We start from the raw sequence: 19,496 nt of genomic DNA on the forward strand, positions 1-19,496 counted from the left end.
CGTAGGTAAATTCCTTTATCAATTGGCATTCCCCGTCCTTCTTTTGTAAATATATGCTAGGAAGAGGTATGCCGTTAAATGTATTATTTTTTACCATGGAATAAATTGCCATATCCTCAAAAATCAATCTATCCCCTGGAACCATCTCCTTATCAAAGGAATAATCCCCTATAATATCTCCAGCAAGGCAGGTGTAGGAAGAAAGACGATACTCATATGGCTTCTCCCCCCATTCACCAGAGTCCTTGAGTGGTGGGCGGTATGGCATCTCCAAAACATCAGGCATATGGCAGGCTGCTGATGCATCAAGAATCAATGTCTTGATTCCATTATCAACAACATCCATAACCTCTGTAACAAGGTAACCTGCATTCAGGGCAATTGCCTCACCAGGTTCAAGATAAACTTCAACATTGTAGGTCTCACGAATATGGCAGACCAATTCAATCAGTTTATCCACATCATAATCTTCTCTTGTGATATGATGTCCACCGCCCATGTTGAGCCATTTCATCTGATGTAGATAACTTCCAAACTTTTCCTCGAAGACAGCTAATGTAGTCTCTAAATCATCAGAGTTCTGCTCGCATAATGTGTGGAAATGAAGTCCTTCCACCCCATCCAACAGTGTTGGTTCTGCCTCCAGCGCCTTTTCAAGATTTGCCTTTGTTACACCAAGTCTTGAGCCTTGCGCGCAAGGGTCATAGATTGCATGGTCACCCTGTGTGGAACACTCTGGATTAAGTCTAAGTCCTATGCCTACACCAGCATCAATGCATTTCTTTTTATATTTTAAAAGCTGTGCTGTGGAATTGAAGATAATATGGTCGCATATCTTCACCAACTCATCCATGTCACTATCCTTAAAGGCTGGTGCAAAGACATGATTTTCTTTGCCCATCTCTTCTTTTCCAAGTCGCGCCTCAAAGATTCCACTGGCTGTAGTACCTGCAAGATACTGACCAATCAATGGATAGACACAAAAGTTTGAAAAGGCCTTCTGTGCCAACAATATCTTGCAACCCGCCTCCTGCTGCACTCTTTTCAATATTTCAAGATTTTCAATAAGCTTCCCCTCATCTATCACATAAGATGGAGTTGACACCTGCGAAAGTAACATCTTCTGCCTCACAAAATTAATCTACGAGAACTGGGTTCTCAACTACCTGCCATGGCAAGCCCCACTTATTAAGAGCCTCCATATATGGATCTGGATCAAATTCATCTGTTGTGAATACACCTGGCTGCTGCCACTGGCCAGTAACAACCATCATTGAACCAATCATTGCTGGCACTCCTGTTGTATAAGAGATAGCCTGTGAGCCAACCTCCTTATAGCACTCCTGGTGGTCGCATACATTGTAAATGTAAATAGAACGCTCCTTGCCATCTTTGATTCCTGTAAAGATACATCCGATGTTTGTCTTACCTACTGTTCTTGGACCAAGTGATGCTGGATCTGGAAGAAGAGCCTTAAGGAACTGAATAGGCACGATTTCCTGACCGTTGAAGTTGATTGGTGTTGTAGAAAGCATACCAACGTTCTCAAGGCAGTTCATGTGTGTAAGATAGCTCTGACCAAATGTCATGAAGAAACGAATTCTCTTAACCTCTGGCATGTTGCGGCCAAGTGCCTCAATTTCCTCGTGGTGAAGGAGATACATATCCTTCATTCCAACACCATCAAAATTGTACTCTCTCTTAATGCTCATAGCTGGAATCTCAATCCACTTGCCATTTTCCATGTATGAACCTGGAGCAGAAACCTCACGAAGGTTAATCTCTGGATTAAAGTTTGTAGCAAATGGATAACCATGATCACCACCATTGCAATCAAGAATATCGATTGTATGAATCTCATCAAAATAATGCTTCTTAGCATAAGCAGCAAATACGCTTGTTACACCTGGATCAAATCCTGTTCCAAGAAGGGCTGTAAGACCGGCATCCTTGAACTTATCCTGATAAGCCCACTGCCAGCTATAATCAAAGTATGCTGAGAAGCCAAGCTCCTTGCATCTCTTCTCATAAATTTTTCTCCACTCTGGATCATCTGTATCCTCTGGCTCATAGTTAGCTGTATCGATATAATGAACGCCTGCTGCAAGACATGCATCCATAATAGTTAAATCCTGATATGGAAGTGCCACATTAAGTACTGCATCAGGCGCATAATCCTTGATGAGCTTAGTAAGTGCCTCTACATCATCTGCATCTATCTGAGCAGTCTTAATAACTGTCTTGGTCTTATCCTGGAGCTTTTCCTTCATTGCCTCGCACTTTGATACTGTACGACTTGCAATCATAATCTCCTCAAAAACATCACTGTTCTGGCAGCACTTTGAGATTGCTACCTGCGCAACGCCGCCACATCCAATAATTAATAATCTTGCCATTTTCAATTTCTCCTATTACTTATAAATTTTCTTTATTCTCTTTCTTTGCTGTTCTTTCCTCTTCCTCTAGCAAATCCTCTACATACTTTGGAAGCATAAAGGCGCCCTTGTGAAGATTGGTGGTGTAGTACCATGTTTTAATATTCCTTGACTTCCAACGCTTAACATCCAAATCCTTCAGTGGATGATATTTTTTGGAAGCAAAGCCAAACATCCAGTAGCCTGATGGGCAGGTTGGAATGTTTGCCTGATAAACCCTGTTGATTGGGAAGCTCTTGTAAGCCTTTCTATGCATTGCTCTGAAGGCTTCCTCATCCTCATCGTAGAATGGACTACCATGCTGATAAACCATAATTCCATCCTCCTTGAGAGCTCTGAAGCAGCTTCCGTAGAATTCCTTTGTAAACAGACCTTCCGCATAACCAAATGGGTCTGTAGTGTCATTGATAATTAAATCGTATTTATCCCTGCATCTACGCAAGAATCTAAGTCCGTCCATATGTGTAACAGCTACTCTGTCATCATCAAAGCCCTTTGCTGTCTCTGGGAAAAATTTCTTGCTAATCTCAAGGAACATCTCATCCTGCTCAACCACGTCAATGTGCTCAATCTCGGGATATTCAATGAGAGCTCTGGCAACTCCTCCGTCACCTCCACCAATGATAAGTACATTCTTTACATCAGGATGTACCGCCATCGGCACATGAACAATCATCTCATTATAAATAAACTCATCAGCCTCTGAGAAAATGATTTCACCATCAAGCACAATCATCTTTCCCAGCTCCTGAGTTTCAAAAACATCTATACGCTGATACTCGCTCTGGGCGCTGTAAAGCTGCTTATTTACGCGAATGCTAGTCTTTACATGCTCAGTCTCCATCTGTGAAAACCAAAAATCCATTACTTAATTACACTAATCAGCTCCACCGTAGGGTCCTTTGTTCCCTGCAAGCTGCACCCCTTCTCCTTTGCAAAATTTATATATTCAATAATCTCTTCCGTGATTCTCTCACCTGGTGTCAAAATTGGAATTCCTGGTGGATAGCACATTACAAGCTCCGCACAGATTTTTCCATTAGTCTCATTCAATGGAAGCTGAACCTTTTCAGCATAAAATGCCTGCTGTGGCGTCAATACATTTTCCGGCTGAATGAACTCACCACAATACAGGTTGCTTGTATCCTTGCCGTAGAGACGCTTGATATCTTCAAGCGCACCAACAAGTCGCTCAATTTCCTGAATTCTGTCACCAATTGAAATATATGCAAGAATGTTTCCTATATCACCAAACTCAATCTGAATGTCGTACTCATCGCGAAGCAAATCGTAGACCTCTATACCTGTCAGTCCAATACCCTGTGTATAAATTGAAAGCTTAGTCACATCAAAATCATAGACACTGTCGCCATCAATCAGTTCTTTACCGTAAGCATAGTAACCACCAATCTCATTGATTTCATTACGCGCATACTCAGCCATCTTTGCCACTTTCTCAAAAGACTCCCTGCCGTGAAGGGCTAGATTCCTTCTGGAAAGATCCAGGCTTGAAAGCAAAAGATAAGATGCACTGGTAGTCTGTGTAAGGTTGATAATCTGACGCACATACTCGGCATCCATATTTTCACCGCACAAAAGAATCGAACTCTGAGTCAGACTTCCACCAGATTTGTGCATAGAAACAGCTGCCATATCTGCACCTGCCTCCATACCAGACATTGGAAGATGGTCACCAAAGTAGAGGTGAGTTCCGTGTGCTTCATCAGCCAACACCTTCATTCCACGCTCATGGGCAAGCTTAACAATTTCTTTTAAATTAGAACACACGCCATAATAGGTTGGGTTATTGATAAGAATGGCCACTGCATCTGGATTTGCATCCATCACTCGTCGCACTTCCTCAACCTCCACACCAAGTGCTATTCCAATTTTAGGATTAACCTTTGTATCAACATAAATTGGAACCGCACCGCAAAGAACCATTGCATTTATTACACTCTTGTGGACATTTCTTGGAATAAGGATCTTATCCCCAGCCTTGCAAACCGAAAGAATCATAGTCTGCACCGAGCTTGTAGTTCCATTAACCATCAAAAATGCATGCGCAGCACCAAATGCATCCGCTGTAAGCATCTCCGCTTCCCTGATAACAGAAACCGGATGTCCCAAATTATCCAGCGGTTTCATTGAATTAACATCCAATCCAACGCACTGTTTTCCCAACAAATCCACCAGTTCAGGATTGCCCCTGCCACGCTTGTGACCTGGTACATCGAAAGGCACGACTCTTTTTCTTTTAAAACGCTCCAAGGCCTCACAAATTGGAGCGGATCTTTGTTCATAAATCTTCATTATTTACCTAAAAATTCCCTTCTCAAAAGACCATTAAAATGAGTATACTTTTCACCATATTACAGTGTCAACACTTGTTTTTCCTTTGGTAGAAGATTATTATTTTGACGAGGAAATTTAACTTATTTTTATGGATTTTCGGAGGACAAAATGCTCGCAAATTATCATACACATACCGTCAGATGCAATCACGCCTCTGGTACCGAACGTGAATACATAGAAAGCGCCATTGAAAATGGTTTCAAAATTCTTGGATTTTCAGACCACACTCCACAGCCTTATCCAGCAGAGTACTATTCTCATATCAGGATGCGTATGGAGGAAGTAGAGGATTACACCAGCACTCTTGTAAAACTTAGGGATGAATACAAGAAAGATATAAAGCTTTTTATCGGATATGAAGTCGAATATACTGACAAATATTTTGATTCACTTATTCAACATCTTCGCCAGTTTCCAATTGATTACATCATTCAGGGACAACATTTTGTACCTGATGAATTCAATGGCTTCTATACAGGTGCGATGACAGATAGTGTGGACGACCTGAAGGCCTACGTTGATTTAACTATCAAGGGCATGCAAACCGGATTATTTTCCTATTTGGCACATCCCGACCTAATCAACTTTGTGGGGCCAAATGAAGTTTTCCAAAAGGAAATGAGACCTTTGATTCAGGCATCCATCGATTTAGATGTTCCACTAGAAATTAACATGCAGGGCTTTGAGCTGGGACGAAATTATCCTTGTGACAGATTTTTCTCTCTTGCCTCAGACATGGGCGCTCGCTTCGTAATTGGCTGCGATGCCCACATGCCTCATCAGATGATACAGCCAGCGGATATGGCAGGCTTTGTTGATTTCCTGAATAAGAACCATATTGAATATGGCGACAATATAATAGAGCTAAGACCGGTTTAATTCAGCCTTAGCTCTTTTTGGATTACCTGTTTTTAGTTATTCAAAGTAGAAATCAATCTGTCCCATTCCGTTATCAACGTCGGCCTTGATTAATGGCTGATTAAGGTCCTGAGAGCCCTCACCGTGCATATTGATTTTACCCATGCCGTTATCGCAATTGAAGGATACTCTAAACTCCTTAGGGAAATAAATTGCAAGGCTTCCCATTCCATTATCTATATCAAGGAATGCACCATCAGGATCAACCGTAGTTCCGTTGAAATACACTGTCATCTGGCCAAGCGCGTTATCAATCGTGCCCTTCTTCATGTTGTTGATTGTAAGATACTGAGTTTTGCTTCCAAGGCTGTTGTCTAAATCAAAATTACCATCCTCTTCCCAATACTCTGAATTTCCACCTATTTCTAATTTGTGCTCATCACCATCATGAATAATGTTAATATGTGCAGGCTTTTTGCCAAAAATCATTGAAAAACCAACTCCTATAAGTACAAATGCCAAGATAATAACTGCAAAATGTATTCCTCCAAGACCTAACTCATTTTGGAAAAGACAGGCTCCAACACCCAGTGGGAAGAAAACACCAACCCAGCTTTTCTCGATTAACTGCTCAACCAGAATCAGTGCAAGAATTACGCACATTCCAATCTTTATCATTGGATAATCATTAAATGAATTATTTTTGCTTAACAAAAGGCATACCGCAAATACGATAATTGCAAGACCTCTAACTATGTTTTTAATTTTTGATTTTGTCATCTCTTTATCCTCTTTTCATCCATAATCTCAATCAGTGCTTTAATGTAGTTCCTTGATGCATAAGCTTTCTTTGTTGAATTCCTAAAGGAAATCTCACTTGCTCCTGTGATATTCTTTTTAATAGAAGAAATCAGTTCCGTATTTACGATAGTTGATTTCGACACTCTCAAGAATTCTCGCGGTAGCAATTCTTCCAGCTCATAAAGTTTTTGTCGTATCCTGTAGATGGATTTCCCAGTGTGGATTGATATGTAGTTCCCATCAGCCTCAACAAATATTATTGATTTGACTTCCACGTAGTACTCCGTGTCGTCGATGTAGGCTGATATTCTTTGTGCCCCCATTTGCTTCTGTGACAACAGTCGCTGCAGCTCTAATATCTCCTCTGTTATCTCTCGGCAGTGAATGGTTATCATGTCCTGCTGTAATGAATCATCTACGTCAATATTTATCTTCATAACTATTGGCGCCTCCTATGATTTATATTTTACATATCTTTTTTTACTACACAACAATTTGGGACAAGAGGTAAATTTTTATTTATCAGAGGTAAAAAATCAGGCATTAAGCTCCTTGATGAAGATAGAAGGCTTGTTTTTATACTTGAAAATAGTCAGGTTATCCTTTGCGCGGGTGATTCCAACATAAAAGATTCTTCGCTCTTCTTCAAAGTCCTTCTTCTCCTGAGCCGTGGCTTTTTCCATGTTTCGCACAACCTTATTTGGAAATACCCCATTTATGGAATCAATCAAAAATACTGAGTCATACTCAAGACCTTTGCTAGAATGAATAGTAGACAATACAAATTTACAACCTAACACATGCTCCTTTTCCAAAAGAATCTGCCTGAGCTCTGTCAATCTATTTAAAAACGATGGAATATCTTTTTCTTTTTTTGCAAGCATTTTCAGGATGAAAATCTTATTGTCATCAATATTATTGTTTGCAAGATACTCACCATAGCCCATATAATCTGTAATTCTTATTATAGCCTTGTAAGGTGATTCATTTGCCATGTTCTTAAAATGGGTTCTCAGCGAACGGCAATTACCAAGCACATGAGGATTCAAATCAATCAGTTCTGCTGCCTCTAGTATTCCTGAATGATGAATCTCTGCCTGCATACACATTTCAAGTGCAGCACTTTTGCTGATATATGCCTGCAGCTTGTAATAGATTTTCATGAAAACCTCTTCATCCATTGGCACAAAGGCAAACCGAAGAATATTCACAATATCAAGCACCACTCTATGGCTAAAGAAAGTCATGTCCATGTTCTTGATATTATATGGAATTCTTTCTCTCTCTAGAATATCCACCAGCGGTAATACACTTTCATTATCTCTATATAATACAGCGGTTCTGGTAGCTGTCTGCTCCGCCACTTTTTTCAGATATACGTATTGCGCCTCGCGTTCTATGCTCACTATATTTAGATTACTATTGGCCGCCTTTGTGGGACATATATGCTTCTTGTGTCTTTCCTTATTATGCTGAATGAAAATATCTGCAGCCTGAACAATATTTGCATTGGAACGATAATTCTTGTCCATAACAAGAACCTTAGCTCCAATATGTTCCTCCTCAAAGTTCAAAAGTGCCTCTGGATAAGCTGCCCTAAATCCATAAATACTCTGGTCCTCATCTCCAACCATGAAAAGATTTCCTGACTTCCCTGCCAACAGAGAAATAATCATATGCTGAATTTTTGAGGTATCCTGTGCCTCATCCACACAGATATACTTATACTGATTCTGAAAATAATTCAAAACCACCGGCGAAGCCTTCAGAATCTTATATGCATAAACCATCTGATCATCGTAGTCCATTAGACTCTGGGCTTTAAGCTCCGCATTGTATTTATCGTATATACGTAATAAATCTATGTCATTCTCTTTACCAAGCTTCTTTATGTCCTCAGCTGGAAGGCACATATTTTTGCAATAGGTAATCTGCGTTCTTAGCATTTTAATATCGCTCTCAGTTGGGTAGTCCCTCATCACCTGAAGATATATATTACTAAGGAGACGACCTGTATCCTTTTCATCTGAGCACAACTCAAAGGCCGATTTTCCAATCATGCGACCATAGTAAGCTATCACCTTGGCACATATACCATTAATTGTCCTAAACTCAAGCCTGTCTGAAAGCTCCGAACCAAAAATCTTTTCAAATCTTTGGGACATATCCTTCGTAGCGGCTACTGTGTATGTAAGCGTGAGGATATTTTCCGGTGCAATACCCTTGCAATAAATCATGTAACCCAGGCGGTTCACAAGCACCGTAGTCTTTCCACTTCCAGGCACAGCTAAAAGAAGCACCGGTCCATCAATTGTTTTAATGGCCTCCAGCTGTTGTACGTTTAGAGACGATGCGTATTTATCTAAAAATTCTTTTTCCGTCATATCAATAAATGTCTTTCTATAAAAAATTACCCTTCCACTATATAAGCGGAAGGGTAAAAATTCAAGAACCATGTTAATCTATAAACTTCACTGCAGTGCCATAGGCAAGAACCTCAGCAGCCCCCTGCATTACGCTAGAACCAGAATAACGAATTCCAATAATGGCATCTGCGCCAAGCTGCTCTGCCTCGTCTACCATTCGTTTTGTAGCAATCTGTCTAGCCTCAACAAGCATCTCCGTGTAACCAGCAAGCTCGCCACCTACAATAGTCTTCATGCCAGCCATGAAATCTCTACCGATATTCTTTGACTGTACGATAGTCCCCTTTACAAGACCAATAACCTCGTAGTTCTGTCCAGGAATGTTCTCAATACTTATTAGCTTCATTTTGTTCTCCTCCATCAATTTCTTTTAATCTTTGTGATAATGCTAAACAAACTCCAATAATTGCCACTACAAAAAGAGCAATCATAAAAATTATGAAAAACATTGGAGTCTCTGGGTCAGACATCTTCCCCAAAACCATCACTGCAATCATGGCTATCATAAATATTATGAATGCTACTGCTGCAATTTTGGGACCTCTTTTTGCTTTTTTTACATCAACCTTATTGATATCCATAAAGCTTACGCCTCCCCTCTCAAGGCGTTTCATATCATCCAGATATTTTTCTACATCCATATCCTCTAGTTCATCACATGAATCAATGATTTCCTGACAAAGCTGAGAAAGAATGTCCATATCCTTTTGCCGCTTAGAAAATTCTCTTATCTGCTCATGCAAACATACATCCAATGAAATCTCTTTTGTTTGCAGCCTTCGGATTTCTTCGATTGGAACCTCCAGTCTTCTAAGAAGCTTAATCTGATTGAGCACCTTTACATCTTCCAGGGAATAATCTCGATAACCGTTTTCTAAATTTCTGTTTGGAGTAACCAACCCCTGGTCCTCATAAAAACGAATATTCTTTTTTGTGATTCCAACTAGCTCTTCTACCTGGTTGATTTTCATTAAAACGCCCCCATTAAAGGTTGTAACACAAAAGATTTGGCCTTATCTTTATCTAGAATATAAACCCTCCACAAGGTGGAAGGTCAATAGTTTTATAAAATATATTCCATTATTTTTTCTTTTGTCTTCATACCAAGGCCTTCATAAAATGATTCAGGAGCCTCGTGCTTTTATTTCTATTAAATTGCATATGCTAATTCATCAGCAAACTTGATAAGCTCATCCTGAACTCTTTCATAATCTGCTTCTACAAATCTGTATCTGTAAGCATCACCAATTGGATTTTCCAATACCATCTCACGCTTCAATTCTTTTGCTTCTCTTCTAAGTTGTATGATGCTAGTAATTTCAATACCAAATAAAACTGCTGCTGCGAATACTACTACCATATCTTTTCCCTCCTCAAACTCTTTGTCATTTGTTGAATAAAGTATATAAAAAGATATGTCACAGAAGTATCACACTGATTTTATATGATATCTGCCGCTTTAATGTTTGCTATTTTTATCAAGTCGGCTGGGGCTAATTCTATTTGAGCTCCCACTTTTCCAGCGCTAACAAATACTTTTTCATAGGCTTCTGCTGTTTCATGAATAAAGGTTGGAAACTGCTTCTTCATTCCTATTGGTGAACAGCCACCATGCACATAGCCTGTAAGTCCAAGTAGGTCCTTCTGCTTAATCATGCTGATAGATTTCTCGCCTGCTGCCTTGGCTGCCTTCTTTAAATCAAGTTCCGCCTCTACTGGAACTACAAAAACATAGTAGGCACCTGTCTTGCCCTGTGTCACTAGTGTCTTGAAAACCTTTTCTGTATCCTCACCTAAAATCCCAGCTATCTGCTCTCCTGTAAGAGTTGGATCTGCCTCATAGGTGTGACTTTCATACTTTATCTTCTTTGAGTCTAAGACTCGCATTACATTTGTTTTATCATTGCTTTTCATTTACTTATTACCTTCTAATTCCTTTAGGAAATCTGCTATGATTGCATTTATTTCCTCCGGCCTGTCTGTATTTGAATTATGCCCCGCTCCCTCTATCCAGTGAATTGGAAGCCCCGTATTCTTGTGCCATGCTTTATTATACCTTATACAAGAGCCTGCGTGGTCCTTTGTTCCACAAATGAGACGCGCCTTGCACTTGATTTCATACGGAAGCGCTTCTTCTACTGCCTCCACAAGAAGCTTATAGCCACCACCTGCAAGCTTAGCATATCTCTCCTTATCACCATCATAGGTCATCATAAATTCTTTCATGAGGGCTCTTCCATATTCGGAAGTTGCTACATAATCTGTACCCTGTCTAAGCAAAGTTTTCCATGGATAATAGCGATACACTGGCTCCATTCTATGAAGAAGCCATAGCTCAAGCTTTGTATAATACTGAATTTGAAGTGGTGCTGAATCTACGGAGATGAACCCCTTTAGCTTTTCGGGAAAAAGCTGCCCATACATTTGTCCCAGATATCCTCCCATAGACTGACCTATTATTACTGGATTATCAAAACCATTTTCCTTTAGGATTTCATCTACCCATACGGCTTTATCCTTCAGCGAGAATGTCATCTCAAAAGGATATGATGTGTCATGTCCAGGTGCATCCCATACAAATACAGGATACTTCCCCTCAAACTCCTGAAGCTGCTTTTCAAATAATCTGTGGGCAGCCGTTAATCCTGGTAAAAAAACCAGCTGATAATGTGGATTAGTACCTTCCGTATTTATCCAGTAGTGGATATCTCCCTTTGGTGTTTTGTAGATTTTTTCTGTCATGGCTTCTCCCTATCCTAGTTGCTCATTGGTGTACCTACTTCTATTAGGTTAATTATCAAGTTCCAACCTCATTAAAACCAGCTCCTGCCACTTACCTTCTCTTGTTTTAAAGCCTCTTGGATTCCTACCATATTCTATAAAACCATGCTTTTTGTATAGGTTCTGCGCTGCCTCATTGTCGGCTACAACATCTAATTCTAGTTGAAGATATCCTGCTTCCTTTGCCGCTTCTATGCACATTGCCGTCAACTCATTTCCAATTCCTAGTTCCCAGTAATCCTTCATTACGGTGATTCCAAACTCGGCTCTGTGTCTGGTCTTATCCCTGTCACGAATCATATCAATTCCAGCACTGCCAATGAGCTTTCCTTCCACTATGGCTACTATTTAAATATCATGAGAGCTATCTTTTCTCCCTCGTAGATGGGCAGCCACCATCTGCTCATTGTGCTCTGTCTCATCTGGGTAAGTAGTTAAAAACTCTGTCTCTCCGTGAGAATCAGTAAAATATTTCATAAAATCTAATGCATCCTCAGGCTCTCCATTTCTTAGAATGCACTCTCTTCCATCTTTTAGTTGAATCGCTCTGTATGTAATCAAGGTCTCCTCCTTTGGGCTACTCCTCTATAAGCTTCTTTGCCTTTTCGTAATCAGCTCTGCTCACGTAAACTCTATAAAGAAATGTTAGGTTCCCTATAGCCTGCCCACCAGAATATGCACCACCATTACCAATGCTAGTTGTCATAGAAGAATGCAATGCCATATCAAAATTTGACTGATTCCTCTTTGTTCTAGTCTCATAACTGATGCTATTAGCTTTTAGAAGCTCTGTTATTCTTGCTATTTCCATAGATGAATAGTCTTCGTATAGCTTCTTTCTGTTGAATAGTGTAACCATAACATTTCTCCTTTCACTCCCGCAGGAATATGAGACACTCCTCTTAAATTGTATACTAAATAATTACTCAAATTATAGCAATACCAGATAGATTTGCAAACAAAAAGAGCTCCGAGAAAAACTCGAAGCTTTCAATATCTACTTATTTTTAATCACTCTAAATGATTCTAATATAGTCTGATGCCTAATCTCCGTGGCATTAAACTTCACAGTAAAGAATGCGAACTGCATAATTGGTCCCATTCCAAAAGCACAAATAATTGTACCTATTCCAACAGATCCACCAAGTAGCCAACCAACTACAGTAGCTGTGGCAAGTAACATGATGCTTACTAAGCCAATAGATACATGCTTAGTTCTTCTTGTTAATCCAATAAGTAGAGTGTCACGTGGACCACATCCTAAGGATGCACTCATGTATGTGAACTGTGTATAACCCATTATGAATAACCCTAAAATCATCATTGGAATTGCCAAGAAAATTGAATCACACTTTTCAACTAAATTTATTCTATTAAAAAGATCTACAGTTTTACCTACTACAATAGAATCTATTATCATAGCGATTCCGATAGGCTCTTTCATTAAAATATCTATTCCGAGAATCGAAAAAGATACTATGATAGCTGCTGTGCCGTAAAGGATTCCAAAGGTATTAGATAAACCAAGATTAAGCACATCCCAAGGTGATGCGCCGATATTCGCCTGAATAGTAAGATATACACCAAATCCGTTTACAAAAAGGCTAACTGCTGCCATAAGTATGTTTAATACTATCTTTTTTGGTGTATCATTGTCTTTATTTCTTTGAAACAATTTAATCTACCTCGATTTTATTTTCCCCCCGAGGATTATAGCATAATAATCTAAAATGTCATCTCTTTACCAATATATATTGCCTTTGAATCATGGCCATGACCAATTTCCCTTGTACAAGCCACCGGTAACTCATCACTAATATGCATTTTTAGAAGATCAAACACTGAGTATTCTAAATTCGATTTTTCATATGCTGTAAATGTTCCAAGTAATACTCCAGCTATTTGCTGAAATACACCCATATCATCTAGCTGATTAAGTAATGTAGCAATCTGGCCTGAGCCGCCTCCGTATGATTCTAATAAAATAATCTTCCCATTCATATTTGGCCAATACTTAGTGCCTGCCAATTTAAGAAGACATCTTATATTTCCACCAACCACTATGCCTTCCATCTTATCACCTTGAAGGAACTTGTAATCTATATTGAAAAGCTCTGATTCATTACCATCCAAATAAGCTTTAAATCTTTTTTTCTGCAACTCAGCCTCTGAATAGACCATATTCTTTACTTGATATAATACAGAAGACTTACTTGTCATAGTATAAATAGCATTGATTACAGTTGTTAAATCACTATATCCCCAGAAGGTTTTATTTGACTTTGCTATTACATCAAAATCCAGATATTTCAAAATACCATTAGCTAAATCTCCACCAGAAATATCGTAAATCGCACTAATGGAATCATCCTTATACAAAGCCATTATATCATCGGCGCGTTCCCTATCTGTTCCGCTGAATTCATCAAGCTTGGCTTCGATGTGCTCAGCTAAGGTAGCTTCCACGCCCATTGGGGTTAATACATCAACTAATTCTTCTACCTGACTTATCCACTCTCTGCTATGCCCATTAGAGCATGCTGATATCCCTACCTTCATACCTTTTCTCCTATAGTAGTTTTAATAATGATATGTTCAATCTCTAGCCAAGCTACCTCTGCAAATAGCACTATCAAAAACAAAACAACTTGAAGCACACCACTACTATCTTGATTTATAAAAACGCCAAGTTTAACAAAACTCCTGTAAAAAACTACGTTTTTCAATTTTCACCTATACTTTTTTTCCATTCTTTTTCTAGTATATAGTAAGATTTTCCATAAAACTCCTCATATGACTTTTCAGAAGCCATGAAATAAAATAAGCCATCAAGACCCTTCAATTCTATCAAATAAGCAGTAAAACTCATGGCTTCTGTGTATGATAGATCTAAACCATAATATTTTGATTGTTCGTTTGGTCCAAAGTTTGTTGCCACCTTTTCCTTTAACTTAGGATAATCCGAAACATCTTTACCTTGATACAGACGATTTACAACATAATCAAAATACATTCTTCCTATATCATTATCATCGTAATTTTTAGATTGTAGGTAACGCTTAAAATCACCATCTTCATATGAATCATCAACCGACATTTTACTTATACCCTCAACCAATTTAGTTTCTGGGTATAAAATATACGCTACATATTCACAAAAGCCTTCTTCAATCCAATACTTATTTAAATCAGTATAATCTACAAAAAAGCCATGCATCAATTCATGTTCTAGTGTGCGTTCCGTCAAATTATTTAATGTGATATCTATTTTCCCGTCTGAATCTATGCTTGTATAACTTCTTCCACCTTTATTTTCTATATGATAGGTAATATCATCAACATTTCCACCATACATAGACTGGTCAATATTTATATCTTCTAAAAGCTGTTTCAGATTTTCTTTTGTGATAGATTCGACTTTGATGATGTCTATTATTTTTTCATAGGTACTATCATCTATTAGATTACTATTTATAATAAATTCAGACCCATCAGTTTTAAATATACAATTATTATCACCATCTATGAACAGTTCGGTTTCATCTACAGTTTCCAGTTGTTCTTCACTAAATCCTGTAGTCGAAAAAATCACTGGTTGTTCAGCAGATTCCACATTGAAAATATTCTTATATTCTTCAAAGGACTCTTTGCATTGGCCTTTTTTCAGCATCAGCTGAACAATCCAATATCTATAATCATATTCATAAAGATATTTTTTCGGTAGAAATAGGGCGTCAGCCTCTACAACTGGTCCTACTATTCTGTCATCAGCCACCACATAAATGTTTAATTTTTCTTGAGTCACCTTATCTGATGATTTTATAATCTGCTTTCTTGGCTTATCAAAAGCTTTTACCAGTGAAGCTGCTTCCTTCTCATCTACTATGTTGCTTTCAAAATTATATTTACAACCATTGTAGTCTGCTGTAATAGTGTCGAATACTCCCGAATAGGTATAATTTCTTTTGTATGAGTCCTCGTAAAATGTTATTCTTGATTTTAAAAATATAAGTACTCCAGCAATGCACACTAATAGTATAAGAGGGATTATTATTAAGTATTTTCTACGCAAGTAAATATCTCCTTTATGATGTTATTTTCTTAATTTTCAATTCAAAAAACAAAACTCCAAAAGTGTTTCTAAAGTCCAGCTTGGCTATCTTGCCTTATTTGTTCAATGCATTTATCTAAAGTCGTTTCATTTTTTATGCACTGTATATCAGGACTAGTTCCTTCTACTACGTTAAGCTTATCATCATCAATAACTACATCAATGGCAAATCTAACCAGTAATCCCGAATTTGGCAATAATTCAAGCACTGGAGTTATTCCTCCCCCTGCTCCTCCTGTACTATCACCAACTAAACAAGCCCAATTTGTATCTTTGCAAAACTTGGCAAAGCTATCTGCCGAAGAATATGTATTTCCTGAAATTAACACCCATTTCTTTATATCCTTACAGTTTGATTTTATTTTTGTTTCTCCACTAACAGACAGTCTATTATCTATATACTTATCTAAATTAAGCTCAAGCACACATTTAGGAACATTTTCTAATGATGCTATATCACTAAGCATATCATTTCCCAAATACTCTTCTGTTAAATCTGATTCCTTAAAATATAAAATTGATTTTTGTTCGTAGCTTCCACCGAAAGGTTCAACTAGATTTTCAATCCAATATTTATCACTACCACCAGAATTACCCGAAATATCAAAAATAACATTTTCTGTTTTGGGGTAATCAGCAAATGCTTTTACCAGTACATCCTTATCTCTATCTATTAAATCTTGGGAAAAAGACGGAATTTTAAGAAGCAAGGTGTTGATATCTTCTATGTACTGTATTTCCACTTGTGGATACATGTCTTCCCAATTAACATCAAGTTCCTTGCTATTCTGCAAACTATACCTTGGCGCCAATTTTTTACTGGTTAACCTCTTCCTGAAAGCAGTATCTATCCTTTCATTTCCAAATCCACCGCTGTTAAGTACAGACCAATACCCTATGTAAATATAGTTATCTACAACTGATAAATGATCTAATCCACCAAGCTCATCAAACATTCTTGAGAGTACTTCTGCAAAGCTTTCTTCATCTTCAATGTTAATAACTTCGTCTCTATATCTTTCTTTTACATCCTCAATATCTATGCCTTCATTTTCTATATAGCTAAAATATGGATAATTTGATTCTAATAAATTCCATACATATTCATAGTCTTCTGCATATTTATTTGTTCTTTCAACACATGCTGTTATGAAAACAGAAAGTGTTATTATTGCTACATAAAAACTAAGGACTTTATATGAAAAACATAATTTTCTACCTTTATCATTTTTTAGTCGATTTTTAAACATTAACGCCCCCAGTTAAAATCAAAATCTTCAGCTTCTACCTCTGCCAATATCACCATCATAAATAAAACTTTTTGTTTAGTATCAATCATTATACTGGATTCCGTAATAATCGAGATATACTTTAAATCTATCCTGACATGTCAAAATGGTATCCCTTAGATAGCCTTTTTCATGATTCCATTCCTTTAGTCCTCTATAATAGAACTCCTTCAAATCGTCATAAACAATAAAGGGGGTGATATCATTTCTTAGGCATTCCTTAAACATAATAAGCCTACCTACACGACCATTTCCATCTTGGAATGGATGTATTTTTTCAAATCTATAATGAAAATCAATTATATCATCAAGAGTCTTTGTATTTATCGAATTATAGTCCTTCAAGAGTGTTTTAATTTCTCCTGCTACTTTCGTGGGAAGCGTAGTAGGCATCCCACCAACTTCATTTTCAAGTCTTTTATAATCACCTACATTAAACCAATTTTTCCTACTATCAGAAGTTCCTGTTTTTAGAACAAAATGTAGCTGCTTTATAAATGCTTCGCTAAGCTTATAATTCGCTTGGTCTATTAATAAATCTATACATCTAAAGTGGTTAACAGTCTCTACAATATCATCAACATTAACCGAACTCTCTTCAATACCTATGGTATTAGTCTCAAATATGTATCTGGTTTGATCATGAGTAAGCCTACTGCCCTCTATATGGTTTGAATTGTATGTCATATCTATTTGAATCTTATGATACAATCCGCCATTAATACCCGCATCTTTCTCCATCTTCAAACGAGATAATACATCAGTCGGAATCTTCCCACTGCGCTGTTTTCTAGCGGGCTTTTGAGCATCAATCGGGATTAACCATGCAGATTTATCCTGTACAGCGCCAGGAACTCTTCCATTCTGGCAATAATTTCTTACACTTCGTTCAGAGATATTCCACTTTTTTGCCGCAGCACTTACACCAATATATTGCATATTTACACCCTTTCCAACAAATATATTCGATAATATTATATCATATTCGGCAATATAAAACATCATTATACACTATAGTAATCTCGTTTTATTTTGCCGTTATATTTTTGGATATAAAAACCTGCTAACAAAAATCAAGCATGAATTTCAAATATACTTTTTAAATAATTAATTGCATCACAATAAGGCTGGCGGTAGACCAGCCTTTAACTATATTTTTCTATTTATACACTTCACTTACTCTTGCATAATATATCCTTAAAAACTTGTTTAAACCTGCTATTTTTGCATGTTTCTTTGTTTTACCTTCAGCTTCCTTTTTCAGGATGTAATTGTATACAGCATTATCCTCTGGTTCAGGGTGACTCTTCAACACTCGCATAACTTCATACCCTACTTTTCGTAGCGTTGATGAACCTCTTTTCGTTATGCGCCGGTTTGAACCTACAAATTGTCCTGATTCATATGGAGGAGGATCTATTCCCGCAACAGCAATAAGTGCTTTTGCGCTATGAAGTTTTCTTATATCTCCAATTTCAGCAATCAACTTAGGTGCCAATACATCACCAACCCCACCCATTGCTCTAACAGTAGAATATTCAGGTAAACTCTTAGCAAGTTCCTTCATTCGTGTTAGAATTGTATTGAGGGTATCATCAATTGCTCTCAACACAGATATAGCTTCTTGTACTAACATTTTTGTAGATGGAGTACTTGAAGATAACGTAGGAATACCATTAGATGCCAATTCATATATTTCTTCAGCTTTTGATTGGCTCTTTTGGTATTTCTTTTCTTTAGCCCACTCACAATAGGCCACCACAAAATCATCACGACTCATTCCGATAATCAGGTCATAATGCCAGAAGCGTTCTACAAAATCACTAAGTTTATCTTTATTATTCTTTTCATCCCAACTATTAAATTTAGTTTTTAAGCCTGGCATTGTGTAATCTAACATATGAGTTAATTCTTGAAGCGCTTTAATGTGTAGTTCCATATAGAATCTGTAACGTCTCCCAAGCAACTTAAGCTCAGCATATATAGCCTCATCTTTGTCATAGTTTTGAAGCTTATACCATTTTTCAATACCATAGTTTGCTATGACAATTGAGTCCAATTTGTCTGTTTTAGCGCCACGAATGCTGTTATCTTTAGCATATTTTCTCATGGCATATGGATTTATTACCGACACAAAATACCCACGCTCAAGAAAAAAAGTTAGCAATGGCAAATGGTATACACCTGTGGCTTCCATAACCAATCTTACTTCGCCATCCAGCTTCCTTAACATCTTCTCAAGTTCGCTGAGCTCACTTTCTGTATGCTGTACTTCAAACGGTTTTAATACAATTTCTCCGTATGGCTTCATAACGCATACAGTACTTTTACCTTTAGAAACATCAACACCTACGCTTATCATTCTAAACCTCCCTCTACATAAAATTTAGTAATTGTTCCAACCGCACTTATTACCATTCAGTTTAGTTGGTTACGCGGG

Annotated in this window: 22 protein-coding genes and 1 pseudogene; 1 reads left to right on the forward strand and 22 read right to left on the reverse strand. The window is 37.8% G+C overall.

What is annotated here, in order from left to right; all coding sequences use genetic code 11:
- Nucleotides 1-40: 40 nt before the first annotated feature.
- The 4 genes and pseudogenes from nspC to FXF36_RS08565 form a co-directional block, all read right to left on the reverse strand.
- Nucleotides 41-1,120: pseudogene (gene nspC / locus FXF36_RS08550) on the reverse strand (carboxynorspermidine decarboxylase); the annotation flags it as partial.
- A 16-nt stretch (nucleotides 1,121-1,136) separates the two neighbouring features.
- Nucleotides 1,137-2,396, reverse strand: coding sequence for a saccharopine dehydrogenase family protein (locus FXF36_RS08555; RefSeq protein WP_151623360.1), 1,260 nt, complete (start codon nucleotides 2,394-2,396; stop codon nucleotides 1,137-1,139).
- Nucleotides 2,397-2,415: 19 nt separating this feature from the next.
- Nucleotides 2,416-3,300, reverse strand: coding sequence for a polyamine aminopropyltransferase (gene speE / locus FXF36_RS08560; protein ID WP_151623361.1), 885 nt, complete (start codon nucleotides 3,298-3,300; stop codon nucleotides 2,416-2,418).
- Nucleotides 3,300-4,748 (reverse strand): aminotransferase class I/II-fold pyridoxal phosphate-dependent enzyme, encoded by a 1,449-nt coding sequence (locus tag FXF36_RS08565; protein ID WP_151623362.1) that lies wholly within the window; start codon nucleotides 4,746-4,748, stop codon nucleotides 3,300-3,302. Before FXF36_RS08565 ends, speE begins: the two co-directional genes overlap by 1 nt.
- Before the next feature lie 150 nt (nucleotides 4,749-4,898).
- On the opposite strand from FXF36_RS08565, the gene FXF36_RS08570 reads away from it, so the two are divergent.
- Nucleotides 4,899-5,669, forward strand: a complete 771-nt coding sequence (locus FXF36_RS08570) for a histidinol-phosphatase (protein WP_151623363.1) — start codon at nucleotides 4,899-4,901, stop codon at nucleotides 5,667-5,669.
- A 36-nt stretch (nucleotides 5,670-5,705) separates the two neighbouring features.
- On the opposite strand, the gene FXF36_RS08575 is transcribed toward FXF36_RS08570, so the two are convergent.
- The 18 genes from FXF36_RS08575 to FXF36_RS08650 form a co-directional block, all read right to left on the reverse strand.
- The gene (locus FXF36_RS08575; protein WP_151623364.1) at nucleotides 5,706-6,428 is read right to left on the reverse strand and encodes a LiaF transmembrane domain-containing protein; all 723 of its coding nucleotides are present in this window, start codon (nucleotides 6,426-6,428) and stop codon (nucleotides 5,706-5,708) included.
- Nucleotides 6,425-6,886, reverse strand: coding sequence for a LytTR family DNA-binding domain-containing protein (locus tag FXF36_RS08580; protein WP_151623365.1), 462 nt, complete (start codon nucleotides 6,884-6,886; stop codon nucleotides 6,425-6,427). The genes FXF36_RS08575 and FXF36_RS08580 overlap by 4 nt, the downstream gene beginning before the upstream one ends.
- Nucleotides 6,887-6,985: 99 nt before the next feature.
- The gene (locus tag FXF36_RS08585; protein WP_151623366.1) at nucleotides 6,986-8,833 is read right to left on the reverse strand and encodes an ATP-dependent helicase; all 1,848 of its coding nucleotides are present in this window, start codon (nucleotides 8,831-8,833) and stop codon (nucleotides 6,986-6,988) included.
- Between the two features lie 73 nt (nucleotides 8,834-8,906).
- Nucleotides 8,907-9,221: a YbjQ family protein gene (locus FXF36_RS08590; RefSeq protein ID WP_151623367.1), complete on the reverse strand. Its 315-nt coding sequence runs from the start codon at nucleotides 9,219-9,221 to the stop codon at nucleotides 8,907-8,909.
- Nucleotides 9,202-9,846 carry a MerR family transcriptional regulator gene (locus tag FXF36_RS08595; RefSeq protein WP_151623368.1) on the reverse strand — a complete coding sequence of 215 codons (645 nt, stop codon included), beginning with the start codon at nucleotides 9,844-9,846 and terminating at the stop codon, nucleotides 9,202-9,204. Before FXF36_RS08595 ends, FXF36_RS08590 begins: the two co-directional genes overlap by 20 nt.
- A 179-nt stretch (nucleotides 9,847-10,025) precedes the next feature.
- Nucleotides 10,026-10,235 carry a hypothetical protein gene (locus FXF36_RS08600; RefSeq protein ID WP_151623369.1) on the reverse strand — a complete coding sequence of 70 codons (210 nt, stop codon included), beginning with the start codon at nucleotides 10,233-10,235 and terminating at the stop codon, nucleotides 10,026-10,028.
- A gap of 80 nt (nucleotides 10,236-10,315) precedes the next feature.
- Complete coding sequence (gene ybaK / locus FXF36_RS08605; RefSeq protein WP_151623370.1) at nucleotides 10,316-10,789, reverse strand: Cys-tRNA(Pro) deacylase; 474 nt, start codon at nucleotides 10,787-10,789, stop codon at nucleotides 10,316-10,318.
- On the reverse strand, nucleotides 10,790-11,617 hold the full coding sequence (locus FXF36_RS08610) for an alpha/beta fold hydrolase (protein WP_151623371.1): 828 nt from the start codon (nucleotides 11,615-11,617) through the stop codon (nucleotides 10,790-10,792).
- A 48-nt stretch (nucleotides 11,618-11,665) separates the two neighbouring features.
- Nucleotides 11,666-11,992, reverse strand: a complete 327-nt coding sequence (locus FXF36_RS16605) for a GNAT family N-acetyltransferase (protein ID WP_243143481.1) — start codon at nucleotides 11,990-11,992, stop codon at nucleotides 11,666-11,668.
- Between the two features lie 12 nt (nucleotides 11,993-12,004).
- Complete coding sequence (locus tag FXF36_RS16610) at nucleotides 12,005-12,217, reverse strand: hypothetical protein (protein WP_243143482.1); 213 nt, start codon at nucleotides 12,215-12,217, stop codon at nucleotides 12,005-12,007.
- 16 nt (nucleotides 12,218-12,233) lie between these two features.
- Nucleotides 12,234-12,515: a putative signal transducing protein gene (locus FXF36_RS08620; protein ID WP_151623372.1), complete on the reverse strand. Its 282-nt coding sequence runs from the start codon at nucleotides 12,513-12,515 to the stop codon at nucleotides 12,234-12,236.
- A 138-nt stretch (nucleotides 12,516-12,653) separates the two neighbouring features.
- A complete protein-coding gene (locus FXF36_RS08625; protein WP_243143483.1) occupies nucleotides 12,654-13,274 on the reverse strand; it encodes a YczE/YyaS/YitT family protein in 621 nt (206 codons plus the stop codon).
- A gap of 107 nt (nucleotides 13,275-13,381) precedes the next feature.
- Complete coding sequence (locus FXF36_RS08630) at nucleotides 13,382-14,215, reverse strand: LD-carboxypeptidase (RefSeq protein WP_151623373.1); 834 nt, start codon at nucleotides 14,213-14,215, stop codon at nucleotides 13,382-13,384.
- Nucleotides 14,212-14,382 (reverse strand): hypothetical protein, encoded by a 171-nt coding sequence (locus tag FXF36_RS16310; protein WP_167511336.1) that lies wholly within the window; start codon nucleotides 14,380-14,382, stop codon nucleotides 14,212-14,214. Before FXF36_RS16310 ends, FXF36_RS08630 begins: the two co-directional genes overlap by 4 nt.
- Entirely contained in the window at nucleotides 14,379-15,728 is a 1,350-nt protein-coding gene (locus tag FXF36_RS08635; protein WP_151623374.1) for a hypothetical protein, read from the reverse strand. Before FXF36_RS08635 ends, FXF36_RS16310 begins: the two co-directional genes overlap by 4 nt.
- A gap of 68 nt (nucleotides 15,729-15,796) precedes the next feature.
- Complete coding sequence (locus tag FXF36_RS08640) at nucleotides 15,797-17,017, reverse strand: S41 family peptidase (RefSeq protein ID WP_151623375.1); 1,221 nt, start codon at nucleotides 17,015-17,017, stop codon at nucleotides 15,797-15,799.
- Nucleotides 17,018-17,098: 81 nt separating this feature from the next.
- Entirely contained in the window at nucleotides 17,099-17,995 is an 897-nt protein-coding gene (locus tag FXF36_RS08645) for a Fic family protein (protein WP_151625735.1), read from the reverse strand.
- Nucleotides 17,996-18,215: 220 nt separating this feature from the next.
- Nucleotides 18,216-19,418, reverse strand: a complete 1,203-nt coding sequence (locus tag FXF36_RS08650) for an IS110 family RNA-guided transposase (protein WP_151622368.1) — start codon at nucleotides 19,416-19,418, stop codon at nucleotides 18,216-18,218.
- Nucleotides 19,419-19,496 lie beyond the last annotated feature (78 nt).

It is taken from the genome of Pseudobutyrivibrio xylanivorans (genome assembly GCF_008935055.1).
Taxonomy (GTDB): domain Bacteria; phylum Bacillota; class Clostridia; order Lachnospirales; family Lachnospiraceae; genus Pseudobutyrivibrio; species Pseudobutyrivibrio xylanivorans_A.

Bases quoted from the DNA above. Each gene is read 5' to 3' on its own strand.
- FXF36_RS08555 (WP_151623360.1), bottom strand. From the start codon at position 2,396: ATGGCAAGATTATTAATTATTGGATGTGGCGGCGTTGCGCAGGTAGCA.
- speE (WP_151623361.1), bottom strand. From the start codon at position 3,300: ATGGATTTTTGGTTTTCACAGATGGAGACTGAGCATGTAAAGACTAGC.
- FXF36_RS08565 (WP_151623362.1), bottom strand. From the start codon at position 4,748: ATGAAGATTTATGAACAAAGATCCGCTCCAATTTGTGAGGCCTTGGAG.
- FXF36_RS08570 (WP_151623363.1), top strand. From the start codon at position 4,899: ATGCTCGCAAATTATCATACACATACCGTCAGATGCAATCACGCCTCT.
- FXF36_RS08575 (WP_151623364.1), bottom strand. From the start codon at position 6,428: ATGACAAAATCAAAAATTAAAAACATAGTTAGAGGTCTTGCAATTATC.
- FXF36_RS08580 (WP_151623365.1), bottom strand. From the start codon at position 6,886: ATGAAGATAAATATTGACGTAGATGATTCATTACAGCAGGACATGATA.
- FXF36_RS08585 (WP_151623366.1), bottom strand. From the start codon at position 8,833: ATGACGGAAAAAGAATTTTTAGATAAATACGCATCGTCTCTAAACGTA.
- FXF36_RS08590 (WP_151623367.1), bottom strand. From the start codon at position 9,221: ATGAAGCTAATAAGTATTGAGAACATTCCTGGACAGAACTACGAGGTT.
- FXF36_RS08595 (WP_151623368.1), bottom strand. From the start codon at position 9,846: ATGAAAATCAACCAGGTAGAAGAGCTAGTTGGAATCACAAAAAAGAAT.
- FXF36_RS08600 (WP_151623369.1), bottom strand. From the start codon at position 10,235: ATGGTAGTAGTATTCGCAGCAGCAGTTTTATTTGGTATTGAAATTACT.
- ybaK (WP_151623370.1), bottom strand. From the start codon at position 10,789: ATGAAAAGCAATGATAAAACAAATGTAATGCGAGTCTTAGACTCAAAG.
- FXF36_RS08610 (WP_151623371.1), bottom strand. From the start codon at position 11,617: ATGACAGAAAAAATCTACAAAACACCAAAGGGAGATATCCACTACTGG.
- FXF36_RS08620 (WP_151623372.1), bottom strand. From the start codon at position 12,515: ATGGTTACACTATTCAACAGAAAGAAGCTATACGAAGACTATTCATCT.
- FXF36_RS08625 (WP_243143483.1), bottom strand. From the start codon at position 13,274: ATGGCAGCAGTTAGCCTTTTTGTAAACGGATTTGGTGTATATCTTACT.
- FXF36_RS08630 (WP_151623373.1), bottom strand. From the start codon at position 14,215: ATGAAGGTAGGGATATCAGCATGCTCTAATGGGCATAGCAGAGAGTGG.
- FXF36_RS08640 (WP_151623375.1), bottom strand. From the start codon at position 17,017: ATGTTTAAAAATCGACTAAAAAATGATAAAGGTAGAAAATTATGTTTT.
- FXF36_RS08645 (WP_151625735.1), bottom strand. From the start codon at position 17,995: ATGCAATATATTGGTGTAAGTGCTGCGGCAAAAAAGTGGAATATCTCT.
- FXF36_RS08650 (WP_151622368.1), bottom strand. From the start codon at position 19,418: ATGATAAGCGTAGGTGTTGATGTTTCTAAAGGTAAAAGTACTGTATGC.